12 protein-coding genes are annotated in these 15,853 nt (G+C 59.1%); 8 read left to right on the forward strand and 4 right to left on the reverse strand.

The genetic code is table 11. The features are described from left to right. The first annotated feature begins 9 nt into the window (after positions 1-9). The 3 genes from AC1RO0_RS12205 to AC1RO0_RS12215 all read left to right on the forward strand — a co-directional run bounded on the left by AC1RO0_RS12205 (position 10) and on the right by AC1RO0_RS12215 (position 5,155). Positions 10-894: an AraC family transcriptional regulator gene (locus tag AC1RO0_RS12205; protein ID WP_498593374.1), complete on the forward strand. Its 885-nt coding sequence runs from the start codon at positions 10-12 to the stop codon at positions 892-894. A gap of 272 nt (positions 895-1,166) precedes the next feature. Further along, entirely contained in the window at positions 1,167-3,410 is a 2,244-nt protein-coding gene (locus AC1RO0_RS12210) for a glycoside hydrolase family 2 protein (RefSeq protein WP_498593137.1), read from the forward strand. Between the two features lie 557 nt (positions 3,411-3,967). Then, on the forward strand, positions 3,968-5,155 hold the full coding sequence (locus AC1RO0_RS12215; protein ID WP_498593138.1) for a Hint domain-containing protein: 1,188 nt from the start codon (positions 3,968-3,970) through the stop codon (positions 5,153-5,155). A gap of 32 nt (positions 5,156-5,187) precedes the next feature. On the opposite strand, the gene AC1RO0_RS12220 is transcribed toward AC1RO0_RS12215, so the two are convergent. Continuing rightward, the gene (locus AC1RO0_RS12220; protein WP_498593139.1) at positions 5,188-6,099 is read right to left on the reverse strand and encodes a GntR family transcriptional regulator; all 912 of its coding nucleotides are present in this window, start codon (positions 6,097-6,099) and stop codon (positions 5,188-5,190) included. A gap of 231 nt (positions 6,100-6,330) precedes the next feature. Between AC1RO0_RS12220 and AC1RO0_RS12225 the strand changes: the two genes are divergently transcribed. The 5 genes from AC1RO0_RS12225 (at position 6,331) to AC1RO0_RS12245 (ending at position 12,759) form a co-directional block, all read left to right on the forward strand. Then, positions 6,331-7,836: a UxaA family hydrolase gene (locus tag AC1RO0_RS12225; RefSeq protein ID WP_498593140.1), complete on the forward strand. Its 1,506-nt coding sequence runs from the start codon at positions 6,331-6,333 to the stop codon at positions 7,834-7,836. A 90-nt stretch (positions 7,837-7,926) separates the two neighbouring features. After that, positions 7,927-8,946 (forward strand): aldo/keto reductase, encoded by a 1,020-nt coding sequence (locus AC1RO0_RS12230; RefSeq protein WP_498593141.1) that lies wholly within the window; start codon positions 7,927-7,929, stop codon positions 8,944-8,946. Positions 8,947-9,128: 182 nt separating this feature from the next. Further along, positions 9,129-10,118 carry an ABC transporter substrate-binding protein gene (locus tag AC1RO0_RS12235; protein ID WP_498593142.1) on the forward strand — a complete coding sequence of 330 codons (990 nt, stop codon included), beginning with the start codon at positions 9,129-9,131 and terminating at the stop codon, positions 10,116-10,118. An 88-nt stretch (positions 10,119-10,206) separates the two neighbouring features. Continuing rightward, on the forward strand, positions 10,207-11,757 hold the full coding sequence (locus AC1RO0_RS12240) for a sugar ABC transporter ATP-binding protein (RefSeq protein ID WP_498593143.1): 1,551 nt from the start codon (positions 10,207-10,209) through the stop codon (positions 11,755-11,757). 30 nt (positions 11,758-11,787) lie between these two features. Beyond that, complete coding sequence (locus AC1RO0_RS12245) at positions 11,788-12,759, forward strand: ABC transporter permease (RefSeq protein ID WP_498593144.1); 972 nt, start codon at positions 11,788-11,790, stop codon at positions 12,757-12,759. An 83-nt stretch (positions 12,760-12,842) separates the two neighbouring features. Here the strand turns inward: AC1RO0_RS12245 and AC1RO0_RS12250 are convergent, their stop codons facing one another. The 3 genes from AC1RO0_RS12250 to AC1RO0_RS12260 all read right to left on the reverse strand — a co-directional run bounded on the left by AC1RO0_RS12250 (position 12,843) and on the right by AC1RO0_RS12260 (position 15,853). Then, positions 12,843-13,193: a BP74-related protein gene (locus AC1RO0_RS12250; RefSeq protein WP_498593145.1), complete on the reverse strand. Its 351-nt coding sequence runs from the start codon at positions 13,191-13,193 to the stop codon at positions 12,843-12,845. Positions 13,194-13,562: 369 nt separating this feature from the next. Next, the gene (locus AC1RO0_RS12255) at positions 13,563-14,564 is read right to left on the reverse strand and encodes an acyltransferase family protein (RefSeq protein WP_498593146.1); all 1,002 of its coding nucleotides are present in this window, start codon (positions 14,562-14,564) and stop codon (positions 13,563-13,565) included. Further along, positions 14,561-15,853, reverse strand: coding sequence for an O-antigen ligase family protein (locus AC1RO0_RS12260; protein WP_498593147.1), 1,293 nt, complete (start codon positions 15,851-15,853; stop codon positions 14,561-14,563). The genes AC1RO0_RS12255 and AC1RO0_RS12260 overlap by 4 nt, the downstream gene beginning before the upstream one ends.

A 15,853-nucleotide genomic window follows, 5' to 3' on the forward strand; every position in this document is an offset into this window, starting at 1 on the left:
GGCCAAACCATGCGGACTGTTTCGCTGCCGCGCGGCCGCCACCGGCTGCACGCCATGCCGACCAGCGCCGGCTACGAAATAAGGGATAACGAGGTTTACGATTGGGATGGACGCCGGCGCGGCCTGACGCCGTTCACCGTGCTGCAACACACGATCAGCGGCAGCGGCCGGCTACGTTACGAGAACCGCAACTACCGGGTCGGTCCCGGCGATACGTTGCTGGTGATGGTGCCGCACAATCACCGCTACTGGTTGGAAAAAGACGAGCGCTGGGAGTATTTCTGGATATCGATGAATGGCGAGGAGGCCCTGCGCATCCACCGCCTGATTCTCGCCGCCGGCGGACCGGTGCTGAAATTGCAGCCGGCGACGATCGATCATCTCGCCGATTGCAGCCTGCGGCTGGTACGGGGCGCCGCGACACCGGCCTCCGCTTCGGCGGTGGCTTATGAGGCCGCGATGGCGCTTTATGACGATGTCTTCGGCTCGCACGCCGTCGCCGCCGATCGTTCCGCCATGCAGGCAGTCATCGACTATGTCGCTGCCAATCTCGACCAGCCCCTCCCCGTCAGCGAGCTTGCCAGGGTCAGCGGCCTCAGTCGCGCCCATTTCTCCCGCGTCTTTGCCGATAGCGAGGGCCTGCCACCAGCCGAGTATGTCCTGCAACAGCGCATGCAGCGAGCGGCCAAGCTTCTGACCAAGGCGGCATTCATTCCGGTCAAGGAGGTGGCGATCATGTCGGGTTTTGACGACGCCAATTATTTCTCGAAAGCCTTCCGCCGCATCTACGGCATCAATCCCACCGAATTCCGCACCACCGGCATGTATGCGGCCGTGCGCAGTCCTGGGGACGACGGCAGAGGCGCGAAAGGCAAACAGCCGAATCACCCTTGATGGTCCTGCGGCATGCCGCCGCAGCATGTCTTCCAATTAGCGCTAAGAGCCTAACTTTCTTGACATAACGGCCGCAGAAGTAAGCTCGGAGAAGGTTGGTCGAAAACGTTTTCGGCAGAATTACCGATCTCGCCTCCGATTGCGTTGCGCCATGGCTGGGGGCCTGTATAGATATCGCCCGCCGCGGCCATGATCGCGTCACGGCCGTGCCTCTTTGTCTAAGCAACATCTGTTCGTCCCGGGTGAGACGGGCTCTTCTGATAGGATTGAATATGCGTTCTGTTGTCGCTTTCAACGAATCCTGGACTTTTCACGAAGGCTTTTCGGCCGCCGACGCCGGCCGCCGCCAGGAAGGGCAGCCGGTCGCATTGCCGCATACGGCGGTCGAACTGCCATTCAATTATTTCGATGAGAAATCCTATCAGCGCGCCTTCACCTATCAGAAAATCCTGCCCTGGAGCGCCGACTTCGCCGGGCGCGAAGTGTCGCTCGTTTTCGATGCTGCCATGGCAGACGCAGTCGTCTATCTCAACGGCGAAGAAATCGTCGCGCACAGGGATGGCTACACGCCCTTCGAAGCGCGGCTGACGGGCCGCCTGAAGCAAGGCGACAACCTGATCACCGTCAAGATCGACGGTAGCGAGAACCCGGAGATCCCGCCCTTTGGCGGCCGCATCGACTATCTCACCTATGCCGGTATCTATCGCGATGTCTGGCTCAAGGTTGCCGCACCCGTCTCGATCACCAATATCAAGGTCGAGACGGGCAAGGTGCTGGACGATGTGAAGTCAGCAACCGTCCGCTGCGATATTGCCAATCCACAGGCCCTCGCCTTTAGCGGCACAGTGACAGCCAATCTCCGCACGCCGGACGGCAAGGTGCTGGCATCTGCCACCGCCGAGACCTCGAGCGGCAGCGTAAGCTTCTCCTTCGACAATCTAGCCGGCATCTCGCTGTGGGACCTCGACAGTCCCGTGCTCTACACGCTTGAGGCCGAACTGAAGACTGATCATGGCGCCGACCGATATTCGACGACATTCGGTTTCCGCACCGCCACGTTCACCGATGAAGGCTTCCTGTTGAACGGCCGCAAGCTGAAGCTGCGCGGTCTCAACCGTCACCAGGCATTTCCATACGCCGGCTATGCCATGGGCCGCTCGGCGCAGGAGCGCGACGCCGAGATCATGAAGCAGACGTTGAAGTGCAATGTCGTACGCACCTCACATTACCCGCAGTCGAAATGGTTCCTCGACCATTGCGACCGTATCGGCCTGCTGGTCTTCGAAGAGATCCCCGGCTGGCAGCATATCGGCGGCCAGGAATGGCAGCAGGAATCGATCCACAACGTCCGCCGCATGATCGAGCGCGACTGGAACCATCCGTCGATCATCATCTGGGGCGTGCGTATCAACGAGTCCCAGGATTCGCATGATTTCTACGCCGAGACCAACCGGCTGGCGCGAGAACTTGATTCGACCCGCCAGACCGGCGGCGTGCGCTACATCACCGAGAGCGAAATGCTCGAGGACGTCTACACGATGAACGACTTCATCCTCGGCAACGAGGAATTGCCGGGCGCCAATCGCCCGCGCACGCCGCTGCGGCCGCAACAGGAAAATACCGGCCTGTCGAAGAACGTGCCCTATCTGATCACCGAATTCGGCGGCCATATGTATCCGACGAAGATCTACGATCAGGAGCAACGTCAGGCCGAGCATGTGCGCCGGCATCTGGAGGTGCTGAACGCGGCCTATGGCGACCCTTCCATTTCCGGCGCCATCGGCTGGTGCATGTTCGATTACAATACTCACAGCGACTTCGGTTCCGGCGACCGCATCTGCTACCACGGCGTCATGGACATGTTCCGCGAGCCGAAATTCGCAGCCTATGCCTATGCCAGCCAGTGCGAGCCTTCCGAAGATGTCATCATGAAGCCGGTGACGATCTGGGCGCGCGGCGAGCGCAATATCGGCGGCGCGCTGCCACTGATCGTGCTGACCAATTGCGACGAGGTCGAGCTGCGTTACGGTTCGCTCACCAAGCGCCTCGGTCCTGATCGCGAGAGCTTCCCGCATCTGCCGCATCCGCCGGTCATTTTCGACCATCGCAATTTCACCCCGGACGAACTCGGCGTCTGGGGCATGGAATGGGAAGACGCGCACTTCACCGGCTACGTCAACGGCAAGCCGGTCGCGGAGCTGCACATGATCGCCAATCCGCTCCCGACGAGGCTGGAGGTGCAGGCCGACAGCCTGACGCTGCGTGCCACTGAGCGCGACACCACCCGTGTCATTATCCGTGCGCTCGACCAGGCCGGCACCCGCCTGCCCTTTCTCAACGACATCGCGACCATCAAGGTCACCGGCCCCGCCAAGCTGATCGGGCCGGAGGCCGTGGCCTTCCAGGGCGGCACAACGGGTTTCTGGTTGCAGGCAACCGGCGAGGCTGGTGCGATCACCGTCGAGGTATCTTCGGCGCGCTTTGCAAGCCGGACTGTGACATTGACAGCGGAGTAACACGTCGAAGGAGCGGCTGCGATGCGAAATATCCGCACAATCCTCAGCCGCTCCGACGCGACCTATGGTCCTAGTAATCCGGCGTAGCTAACATCCGACATGACGATGGCAATCGTCCGATCGCCAGCGTGACCGTCCGACGATGACACGGCTGATTATAGCCGCTCTCTTCCAAGACTAGAGCCTTCCAAGCCGCAAACATGACATCCCGCATGTCCGATTTTGGAGCACTTTCCGGTGAAAACGTGAAAGTTGCGTACTTTTTGTATTTATACGCAGGATTGAAAAAGCACTTGCGTTCCGGCGTCGGCATTGCTTAACTCCACTTATGGATGCGGCATCGCCAATAGCATAGATGCATACATGTCCTGTCGTGTGCACGCGACGAAAGAATCATCATCGATCTTGTTTTTCCGCCACCCCCGGACGGAAAACTTGATGGCGCCGATGTGCTGTCAATGTCGCCGAGCCACCGTTCGCGCGATCGATTATTCATGCGGCCAACTTTTACAGCAGGCGAATTAACACCGTTGGCCAGATCGAAAGGGACTAAAGTCATGGCTCTCGTCGCAATCGAACTTTTGCAAGATCAAACAACGACACTGAACGCCAGCAACTGGACATCCACCAATACGCTGCAATTGAACGTGGTCGCCAGCTCCACTTTGATAATCGACAACATCGACGTCAATCTGACCAATATTATCGGCGGAGGCGTACTCTCGAACACCGTCATTCAATTGGTCAATGCCGGCAACGTCACGGTCAATCCCAGCCTTCTGACCTTGGGTGTGGGATCCGTCATGAGCTATCAGATCGGCTTCAACTCGACGCTGACGATCAATTCGGGGCTTTTGAGCGTCGGCCTTCTCCAGGCGACGACTATTGACTTCACCAACTCAGGTGGTGGTGGACATTTTATCTTCACGCCGCCGGTGATCGGCCTCTCTGTCAGCGGCCCTCCGACGGTCACCAATGTACGCATCGGCGATCGCATCACCGTGGTGGGCTCAACCTCCATCGGGCAATCGGGGAACGTGATTTCGTTCTATGCCCCGGCGCTCCTAGGGCTTCCCGTCCACTTGATATCCTATACTATCCCGGAGGGTGTGCAGTATCTTTACCGCCCAGGCGACGAGACGCTGACGTTTACCTCCAACTGCTTTTTGCAGGGCACGCGGATCGCAACGCCCACCGGCGAAGTCCTCGTGGACAGCCTGCGCGAAGGCGACGAGGTACTGACCTTGGAGAATGTGGCCGCACCGGTGAAGTGGATTGGACGCCGAACGATCGATCCGAAAATGGTGGACAATCCGCGGGAGCACCTGCCGGTGCGCATCATAGCCGGCGCCTTGGGGGACAACATTCCACACAGCGATCTCTTTGTTTCACCTGACCATTGCATCTATGTGGCCGATACGCTGATACCCGCAAAACTGTTCATCAACGGAACGACCATCTCGCAGATACTCACCCTGCAGCCCATCACCTATTTCCATATCGAGCTTGAAGCTCATGATATCGTTTGGGCCGAGGGTGCTCCGGCTGAGACCTATCTGGACCTGGGCAACCGGCAGACATTTCTCGAGCCTGGCGTTCTTCTCTTCACATCGCCTGCGAAAGAGCAGGCCTCATCGCGCTATCCCATTGCCTATGAAGGCTTTGCGGTCGATCAGGCGAGGATGCTCATTGAAAGCCGCAGGCAGGCACTTGGCATCTCCGAGGAGGAGACCACGGCGGCTTAAATGCAGGAAAATGGACGCCGGCTCTCTGCTTTTCAGACCGCCGGCCCCTCAATCTCGCTCGCATTCTGCGGAATGGATTGCAGCAGCGTTTGCCGTGCTGAGGCCAGATGCTTACGGCAGGCCATGTCGATCCGCTTCAGATCACGCGATTGCAGCGCTTCGATATAGTCGAGATGCTCGGCGATGGCGCGTGAATTGCGCACGCGGGCGAAAGCCTTGTTCCATTGGTAGTGATAGTGGAAGACAATGGCGATTGCGTCGTAGAAATCGGCGATGAAGCGGTTCTTCGAGGCACGATGGATGAGAAGATGGAATCTTTCGTCGAGCCGCGAGAAATCACGGTAGCGCTCATCGAAATCCTCTAGCAAATCATAGTGCTCCTGCTGGATGACGGCCAGATCCGCCCACGCCGGATGCTCCGCTGGCAAGCGCCCAAATTCGGCCGCCGAATGCAGCTCGAACATTTCGCGCACGTCGGCAAGCTCCAGCGCGAATTCGCTGGTGAAGCCCTTCAGGATCCAATGGCTGTTCGGCCGCTTCTCGATCAGGCCGAAACGGCTGAAGCGAATGAGGAATTCACGCACCACCGACGTTCCCGTGCCGATTTCGCGTGCCAGTTCCAACTCGTTGATCTGCATGCCCGGCTGCGCTTCGTCGGAGAGAATGCGCAGCATGAAACTGCGCTCGATGATGTCGTGCAGCGAATTGGTTTCTTCCTGCGGAAAGAAGTCCGCCTCGGTCGGCTGGCGCAGCACGGTCTTCTGCCGCTTGTTCCAGCGGATGATACCAGCGTCACTTAGACGCATCAGGATGGCGCGCGCCGTGCTGCGGCTGACGCCGAGTTCGGCTGCGATTTCAGGCTCGGTCGGCAGGGCGGCGTCCGGCTTCAGACCGGCGACGTAGCGGTTATACGCATCCTTGAAGAGCGTGTTCTGTCTCGCCATTTCCTCCCTCGCTTATCATTCGCTGCTCTCTATCGGCGGCGATCTCTGTAGCCTGCTCGGATAGCAATCAAGCGCGGGAGCACCACTTGTGTGCGTCGCTCCCTCCTCCCCGGAACCGCCGAATGATTTCCTCGTTGACTTCAAAATGTTTATTGTAGATAAAAAACAAAAGCAATCGGCAATGGCCCGGGAGAGGCTCGCCGAACTGCAAGATTGTTCTGGGAGAGAACTTTGAACAGCCAGCCTTGGATCCTTCTGTCGGAAGGCGACAATGTCGCGGTGGCAACGGCGGCCATTGAGCCCGGCGTCGCGGTCGCCAACGGTGTCTCGACGCGAGGCAAGATCGACCCCGGCCACAAATTCGCCATCCGCGACATCCCTCTCGGCACGCCTGTGGTGAAATACGGCCAGGCCATCGGGCGCACCACCGCCGAGGTCAAGGCGGGCGATCACGTCCATAGCCACAATCTGCATTTCGAAAACGATCGGCTGGCGGCAACGGCCAATGCGGCGCCGGAGGAAGCGACCGAGGCCGACAAGGCCCGCACCTTCATGGGCTATCGCCGCGCCGACGGCCGGGCCGCGACGCGCAACTATATCGGCATCATCGCCAGTGTGAACTGTTCCACCACGGTTTGCCGCGCCATCGCGGAAGAGGCAAACCGGACGCTCCTGCCGCACTATGACGGCATCGACGGTTTCGTGCCGATCGTGCATGACCAGGGCTGCGGCATGAGCTCGACCGGCGACGGCATGCAGACGCTGCATCGCACGCTTGCCGGCTATACACGCCATGTGAATTTCGGCGGCGTGCTGATGATCGGCCTTGGCTGCGAGGTCAACCAGTTGACGCTCTATGGTCAGAGCGGCGCCGGGGCCAGCAAGCGGCACTTCAATATCCAGGATGCCGGCGGCTCACGCCGCGCTGTGGCGCTTGCCATGGGGGTCCTGAAGGAAATTTCGGAAGACGTCGGTCAGGCCCGACGCGAACCGATCTCGATCAGCGAAATCATCGTCGGCCTGCAATGCGGCGGCTCGGACGGTTTCTCCGGTATCACCGCCAATCCGGCGCTAGGTGCAGCCGCCGACCTGCTGGCCGCTGCCGGTGGCACGACGATCCTGTCGGAAACCTCGGAGATTTACGGCGCCGAGCACCTGCTGCGAAGCCGGGCCGTCAACGACGAGGTCGCCGCCAAGCTCGACGCGAAAATCGACTGGTGGGAAAAGTATGTCGCGCTGCACGGCGCCTCGCTCGACAATAACCCCTCGCCCGGCAACAAGCGCGGCGGGCTGACCACCATTCTGGAAAAGTCGCTCGGGGCTGTTGCCAAGGGCGGCAGGTCACCGCTGACTGCGGTCTATGGCTATGCCGAACGGGTAACGGAGCATGGGCTCGTCTTCATGGATACGCCCGGCTACGATCCGGTTTCCGCAACAGGTCAGGTTGCCGGCGGTGCCAATATGATCGCCTTTACGACCGGCCGCGGCAGCTGTTTCGGCTCACGTCCGGCACCGTCGTTCAAGCTGTCAAGCAATTCGGCGCTCTATCATTCCATGGAAGAAGACATGGACATCGATTGCGGCACCATTGCTACGGGAGAGGCGACGATATCGGGCAAGGGCCGCGAGATTTTCGAACTGATCATCGAGATCGCGTCGGGCAAGAAGACCAAAAGCGAAACCTTCGGCTACGGCGATAACGAATTCGTGCCCTGGCATCTTGGGGCGACGTTGTAAGATAGTCAGTGCATTCCACGCCGTTGTGCCGGCCCTCTGACAAGCCAGGCGGGCGGAAACCAAGCGATTAATCATCACAAGGGAGAGGTGATGAAGAAGAGAAGAATCGGCAGGACGGACCTGGAGGTCACCGAAATCAGTTTCGGTGCCGCGGCGCTCGGCGGTCTTTACCGCGCCTGCCCTCGCGATCAGGCCATGGAAACGCTGCAGACGGCATGGGATAGCGACATCCGCTATTTCGACGTCGCCCCATGGTATGGTTTCGGTCTCGCCGAACGATATGTCGGCGATTTCCTGCGCGGTCAGCCGGAAGACAGTTATGTGCTGTCGACGAAGGTCGGGCGATTGATGCGACCCGTTCCGACCGACAAGGTGCCCAATTACGGCTATGTCGATCCCCTGCCCTTCGATGCGGATTATGATTATTCCTATGACGGCATCATGCGCTCGGTGGAGTTCAGCTATGCCCGCCTCGGCCTCAACCGCATCGACATGCTCTACGTCCATGATATCGGCGGCTACACCCACGGCAAGGCGCTGAACGAGCGCTATCTCGGCCAGCTTCTCGGCTCCGGCATCAAGGCGCTGGAGGAGCTGAAATCATCGGGCACGATCAAGGCCTATGGTCTCGGCGTCAACGAAGTCCCGGTCTGCCTCGACGTCATGCATGCGGCCGATATCGACTGCATCCTTCTGGCCGGCCGCTATACGCTGCTTGACCGTTCGGCGGTCGCGGAGTTGCTGCCGCTTTGCGAAAAGAAGGGCACGTCGCTTGTTGTCGGCGGTGTCTTCAACTCCGGTATTCTCGCGACCGGCCCCGTACCCGACGCACACTTCGACTATCTTCCGGCTACACCGGATGTCCTGGCGAAGGTAGGGGCGATGGAAGAGATCGCCCGCCGTCACGGCCTGCCGCTTGCAGCACCGGCCATCCAGTTTCCGCTACGCCACCCGTCCGTGGCTTCGGTGCTGATCGGCACGGCAAAAGCATCTAGTCTCACCCGCAACATGCAGCTCGTGGAGCCTGAGCTTCCGGCAAGCCTCTATGCGGAGTTCGACGGATTGACCCTGGTCGCGCCACCGTTGGGAGACGGCGCCGTTCGGGTCTAATGAAGAAATAAGGAGCTATCGAGTCGTCGGGAAAGGCGGCTTGAAAGAGGAGGAAAGCCTGTTTTGGCGGGGTCGGTTGTGTGCCGCTCCGCGATGCGTGAACCATCTGGTGTTCACGGTACCGAGCCGCAAGCGTTCAACGGCCGGTGTGCAGGAGAAGAGCGCGTTGAGAGGAGAAACCAATGACCATCGCCAAATCCCTTCTGTCCCGCCGCACCTTTGCCGGTCTTGCCGGCGCGGCCATGATTGCCGTCGCCATGCCGGCGCAATCCTTCGCGGCCGAAGTGACGATCCCGATCATCGTCAAGGACACGACATCCTTCTACTGGCAGATCGTTCTCGCCGGCGCCCGCAAAGCCGGCAAGGATCTTGGCGTCAAGGTGCCGGAGCTGGGTGCGCAGGCTGAAACCGACGTCAACGGTCAGATCAGCATTCTTGAAAACGCTGTCGCCGGCAAGCCGGCCGCAATCGTCATCTCGCCGACCGAGTTCAAGGCGCTTGGCAAGCCGGTGGACGAAGCAGCGAAGTCCGTTCCGATTATCGGCATCGACTCCGGCGCAGACTCCAAGGCTTTCAAGTCATTTCTGACGACCGACAACACGCAGGGCGGCCGCATCGCCGCTGATGGGCTTGCCGCCGCGATCAAGGCAATGACCGGCAAGGAAGAAGGTGATGTCGTCATCATCACCAACACGCCCGGCGCCGGTTCTCTCGAACAGCGCCGCACGGGCTTCCTGGATCAGGTCAAGACCAAGTATCCGGGCCTGAAGGTCGTCGCCGACAAGTATGCTGACGGTCAGGCAACGACCGGCCTCAACATCATGACTGACCTGATCACGGCAAACCCAAAGATCGTTGGCGTCTTTGCCTCCAATCTGATCATGGCGCAGGGTGTCGGCCAGGCCATTGCTGAAAACAAGCTCAGTGACAAGGTCAAGGTCATCGGCTTCGACAGCGACGACAAGACTCTCGGCTTCCTCAAGAGCGGCGCCATTGCCGGCCTCGTCGTTCAGGACCCGTACCGCATGGGTTACGACGGCATCAAGACCGCTCTCGCCGTCTCCAAGGGTGAAAAGGTTGAAGCCAACGTCGACACCGGCGCCAACCTCGTGACCAAGGCCAACATGAGCGAGCCGAAGATTGAGGCCTTGATCAATCCGAAGGTCAAGTAAAGCCTAGAGGCCGTGCCCGATCTGTCGGGCGCGGCCTTTTCGCTCTAGAATCCAAAAAGTAGAGCGTGATGCCAGAGGGAGGAGACCCATGACGAGCCTTGAAGAAATCAGCCATCGGCACGATGACACGATCAAGACGGAAGCAAGTCGCATTCCGGCCGGCTCGCCTATCCTCGAACTCAAGGGATTGCAGAAGCGTTATGGCTATGTCGAGGCGCTGAAACCTGCGACGATCACGTTCCTGGCCGGCGAAATCCACGCCATTGTCGGTGAAAACGGAGCCGGCAAATCGACGCTCATCAAGCTTTTGACAGGCGTCATCACCAGGACGGACGGCGAGATATTCTGGTGCGGCCATCCGGTCGCCCTTGCCAATCCCAATGAAGCGATCGCGCGCGGCATCAACGCCGTGCACCAGGAGGTCGTCCTTTGCCCGCATCTGACGGTCGCCGCCAATCTCTTTCTCGGTGACGAAGTCAATCGCTTCGGCCTGATGCGCAAGAAGCAGATGGTCGCTATGGCCCAGACGGTGCTTGACGACCTCGGCTTCGGACTGCCGGCCGCCGACCTCCTGAGCTCTCTCACCATTGGTCAACAGCAGTTGGTCGCAACAGCAAGAGCCGCCATGCGCGGCACGCAATTCCTGATCTTCGACGAACCGACCGCCTATTTGACGCGCAAGGAATCGGCACAGCTGTTCAAGCTGATCCGCCGGTTGCAGAGCGAAGGCGTGACGATCGTCTATATCAGCCATCGCATGGAGGAAGTCTTCGAGCTGGCCGACCGCGTGTCCGTGCTGCGCGACGGTACCCATGTCGGCACCCGCCTGATTGCCGAGACCAACGACGACGAACTGATCAAGCTGATGATCAATCGCTCAATCGAACAGATTTACCACAAGGAAGAGATCCCGATCGGTGAGCCCATCCTTGAGACGCGCGGCCTTTCCGGTCCTGGTTTCGAGGATGTTTCCCTGACTGTACGGGCCGGCGAGATCGTCGGGCTTTATGGGCTGATCGGCGCCGGCCGCAGCGAATTCGCGCTCGGTCTCTATGGCCGTCAGCCGGTCTCGGCGGGTGAAATATACTGGGAGGGGCGTAAGGTCCAAATCCGCAACGAACGTGACGCGATGGAGCTCGGCATCGCGCTCGCGCCGGAAAGCCGCCGCGATCAGGGGCTCTGCCTCAACCTGCCGATCGGTCTCAACATCAATTTGCCTGTGTTTAAGCGGCTGAGCCGCGGTCCGATCATCAACAACAAGAGCGAGGCTGCTAACGCCGATAAGCAGATTCGCGATCTCAGCATAAAGACGCCCAGCCGACGGGTTCTCGTTTCGGCGATGTCCGGCGGCAACCAACAGAAGGTGGTCATCGGCAAATGGCTGAGCCATGGCGCCAAGCTTTTCATCTTCGACGAACCGACGGTGGGTGTCGATGTCGGCACCAAGGCGGAAATCTATAGGCTGTTCGCCAAGCTACTTCGCGACGGCGCGGGCATCATCGTCATATCCTCCTACCTGCCCGAGGTTTACGAGCTTGCCGATCGTCTACATGTATTTCGCCATGGCCAGCTGGTCGCCAGCCATGATTTTCACGCCGCCACGCATGAGGAAGTCCTCGGCGAGGCCATCGGCGTCTGAACGATAAAAAATCGAAAGAGGAGAACAAGAATGGTCGCGAACACGACAGAAGGCCCCGCCGTTGCACCGCGGCGTAAGATGAGCATCCTCTTCAGCCTGACGCTGATCCTGCTCTTGATTGCGCTATGGGTCGTGCTCGGCTTCTCGACAGACGTGTTCTGGACGCAGCTCAACATCACCAATCTGGCGCGCCAGGGGTCGATGACGGCCATCCTTGCGCTTGGGCAAACCTTCGTCATCATCACCGGGGGCATCGATCTTTCCGTTGGCGCAATCGTCGGCTTCTGCACCGTCGTCGTCGCCTGGCTGCTCCAGGCCGGAGTTCCGATCTGGGCTGCTATCCTCATTACCCTGTTGTTCGGCGTTCTGATCGGGGCATTCCATGGCTTCGGCATCGTGCGCATGGGCCTGCCGCCCTTCATCATCACGCTGGCAACGCTGACCTCCCTGCGCGGCATCGGCCTGCTGATTACCAACGGTTCGAGCATCAACATCGTCAATGACGCTTTCACGAATTTCTCGGTCGCCGATTTTCTCGGTATTCCGAGCCTGTTCTGGATGGTGATCGTAGTGGCGATCCCCGCCTTCGTGTTCCTGCATTTGAGCCGTTGGGGCCGTTATCTTTTCGCCGTCGGCTCGAACCGCGAGGCGGCTCGCCTGTCCGGCGTCAACGTCAACGGGATGATCTATCTTGCTTATATACTGTCTGGAACCTGCGCCGCCTTGGTCGGCGTTCTGCTCGCCTCGCGCATCGCCATCGGCAATGCGACCCAGGGCGATGGCTGGGAGCTGCAGGCGATCGCATCGTCGGTTATCGGCGGCACCAGTCTGTTTGGCGCGATCGGTTCCGTCTATGGCCCGCTGATCGGCGCCTTCATCCTGGCGACCATCAACAACGGCGCGAACCTGTTGAACCTGAATTCCTTCTGGCAGCGCATTATCACCGGCGTGCTGATCATCGTGATCGTCTATTTCGATCAGTTGCGGCGCCGGCGTCTCTGACGATATTCGGCACTGGCTATTACTGAAGCGGGCGGCAATCCGGGCGAGATCATCTCGCCTCAATTGCCGCCCATTCAATTTTGTTAGTTACTGGTCACTTCGCGGGTCAGTCTGGAATCCCAGGGGCACCAATGATTTCCGGGAAGGAAGGCGCCGCCGGCTTCATCGAGATGATCCTCGACATAGACCATATTCGCGTCGCAGACTTCGATAGCCATAGAGAAGAATCTTATGGTCTGTGGGTCCAGATAGAAGCTGAACCTCGGATTGTAGGGCTGAGTTCTCTTGACGATCCTGCCATGGACATGAATTTCGTTCTTTTCCTCGCCGGAAAGAATCTTCAAGGCATGGTCGATCGTCTTTTCATCCGTCAACTCGATGATGAATTCCTGACCTGGTGACGAGGGTTGTGTAAAGGCAAAATAACGGGGCATATGTTTCCTCCATATCGAGTTGAAAGGATGTTGGATCACGCTGCTTCCGGTCATGGAAGCTCCCGTTAATTAGTTTACGCTAAATCAACTTCAACCCACAGATTTTATTGGGTTTTGGCTGATTTTAACAGCAATCGCCGTCAGGAATTAGCCATATCGAACGGCCGATGGCCACGCCACGCACAGCAAAATGCGCTCTGCGACGCCGGCAATCCGATCAAATCATCAGGAGATCGTTCTTGGCGCGAATTTTAGCGCTCCGAAGCCCGGCCAAAAGCGCCGTCAGCCGGCAAGTTAAGGGCATGACACCCCGCTCGCCCGGCGAATGACAGCTGGCGCCGGTTCAACAGCAGACTTGCCCTACCCCCGTCATGCCGGCGAAGGGCGCGATCTTTGCCAGCTCAGGTTCTTCAAAAGATTGCGCAGCGGCTTCTCGACCAATTCATAAGCGCAGATGCCCAGCAGCACGCCTGAGACGAGACAGATGAATGTTGAGACATCGGAGGGTAGCTCCGTGCGCGCCATCAATTTCATCACCACCGAGACCGCCAGCGTGTGCCAGAGATAGATCGAATAGGAGGCGTTGCCGAGATAGGTCAGTAGCGGAATATCCGGCAGCTTTCCGTTTCGCTCCAGCGATACCGTACCAAGCACCAATGCCATGGCGAGCGGCCCGCAGCTCAATTCGTTGAATTCGAGATGCAGGAGCTGGATAGCGGCAAAGCCCGAAAGAGCGACGACGATCAGGGCAAGTCCCAGGCCGGCCTTCGGTATTGTCCCGGATAGCCATAGCTCGGCAAGGAGGATGCCTACGACGAACTCCAGAATGATTGGCCGCGTGTAGGTGAGGAGCAATGGCGATTGTGGGCTGAAGATGACGCCGGCGATGACGAAGGCCGCGAAGACACTGGCTATGCTGAAGAGCCGTATACGACGCGACAGGAGCAATGCTGCGCCGAATATAGCGTAGAAGAACATCTCGTAGTTCAGCGTCCATCCCTGCACCAGCACCGGCCAGATCATGCCGTTGCTCGGCGAGCGCTCCGGGATGAAAATCATCGAGCCAAGAATATGGCCGGTCGTCAGCCTCATGTTCGGAAACAGACCGGCGACTGCCCCCGCGATCATGATGGCGGTAACGATCCAGTAGGATGGGGCGATGCGCTGAACGCGATCGAGCAGGAACCGCCAGGGCGTCACGGGCCGCCGCTCGCTGATCGTCCACATGATGAAGCCGCTGATGACGAAGAAGACATCGACACCGGCCGCGCCGATCTGAAAATGACCGCCGCTGCGCTCTGCCGCATGGAAAAGGACAACCGCGATCGCGGCGACGGCGCGAAGATATTGGATGCTATAAAGAGTTTTCATCTGCTGACCTGAGCTTCCCAGTTTGCAGGCGGCCCAAGTTCCATTCGATCATCGGAGACGAGCGGAGCCATGCGCGGCACTTGCGCCTTCATCGTCAGCTTTCCTGCTATAAAGTACAGCAGGAATGAGCCGACCTGGTAGGGGTTGAGAATGTCGATCTCGACGAAGGCGCGGATCAAAAGCAGCGTCGCCACACCGAACAGAACATAGGATTCATCGTTTCTGAGATCGTTGAGAAACCGCTTGAGGTGGCCGATAACCGCCGTCAGCAATATCGACACCAGCAGAAAGACGCCGATCAAGCCGGTTTCGACCGTCGTTTCGATGAAGGTATTGTGGAAATGGAAGCCGGCGCGGGAGGTGATGTAGAACTCTTCCCACAGGCGTTCCGGCTCGGAGAAGCCTTGTACCCAATAGGCCTGATAGCCGATCCCGAAGAAGGGATGCAGCGTGGCAGCGGCTATTCCCTGTTGCCAGAGATAGGTGCGACCGGTCAGCGTCGAGTCCTTGCCGAAAGCGCCGAGCACGAGATCGACGGCACCGAGATAGACGCCGGCCACGACGAGAATGACGCCGGATATGGCTGCGGTCGCAAAGAGTTTTTTGCGCTGTCGCGGCGACAGAAACAGGATGACGCGCATGCCGATGCTGAGCATCACGACCAGCCCGGTGACCAGCACCGAGGTTGCCGATTGCGAGGCAAGCAGACAGTAGGCTGCCATGAGGCCGACAACGCCTGCTCCAAGCAGCCAGATGCGGCGCTCACCAAGGATGAAGACGGCGGCGAAAGCGAAATAGATCCCGAGCGAGGCATAGAAGCCGAGCTGGTTCTTCGAATCGAAGGCACCGACGAAGCTATAGGTACCGTCGATCGCATCGAGGGCATAATAGCCGAACAGCAGCGAATAGAGCAGCACGATACTGGCACCGGCAATGGCGCCGCGCGTCAATGTGCGGATATCGAGCGTACGCACAGCGATCAGCGCGCAGATGATATGCGTCATATACTGGATTGCGGCGCGGGCGGTGACCGGAGGCACCACCGACCAGAAGATGGAGAGGCAGGTGAAAACGCCGAATGCAAAGATCCAGAGCTGTTTTGAGTAGCTGCCGAGCACGCGGCGATAATCCATCAGCACCAGTGGAAACCACAGTGCGTAATAGACGAGAATGGCAGCCTGCCCGAAGCGGGAGGAATAGGCGAAGGCAAAGAAAGAAAGCGCAATCGCCACCATGCCATAGGTGGCGTTGCTGCCCGGATGAATAAAGGTCGATTTGCGGATCCGCAT

The sequence above is a fragment of the Rhizobium sp. GW821-FHT14E12 genome (assembly GCF_058803745.1).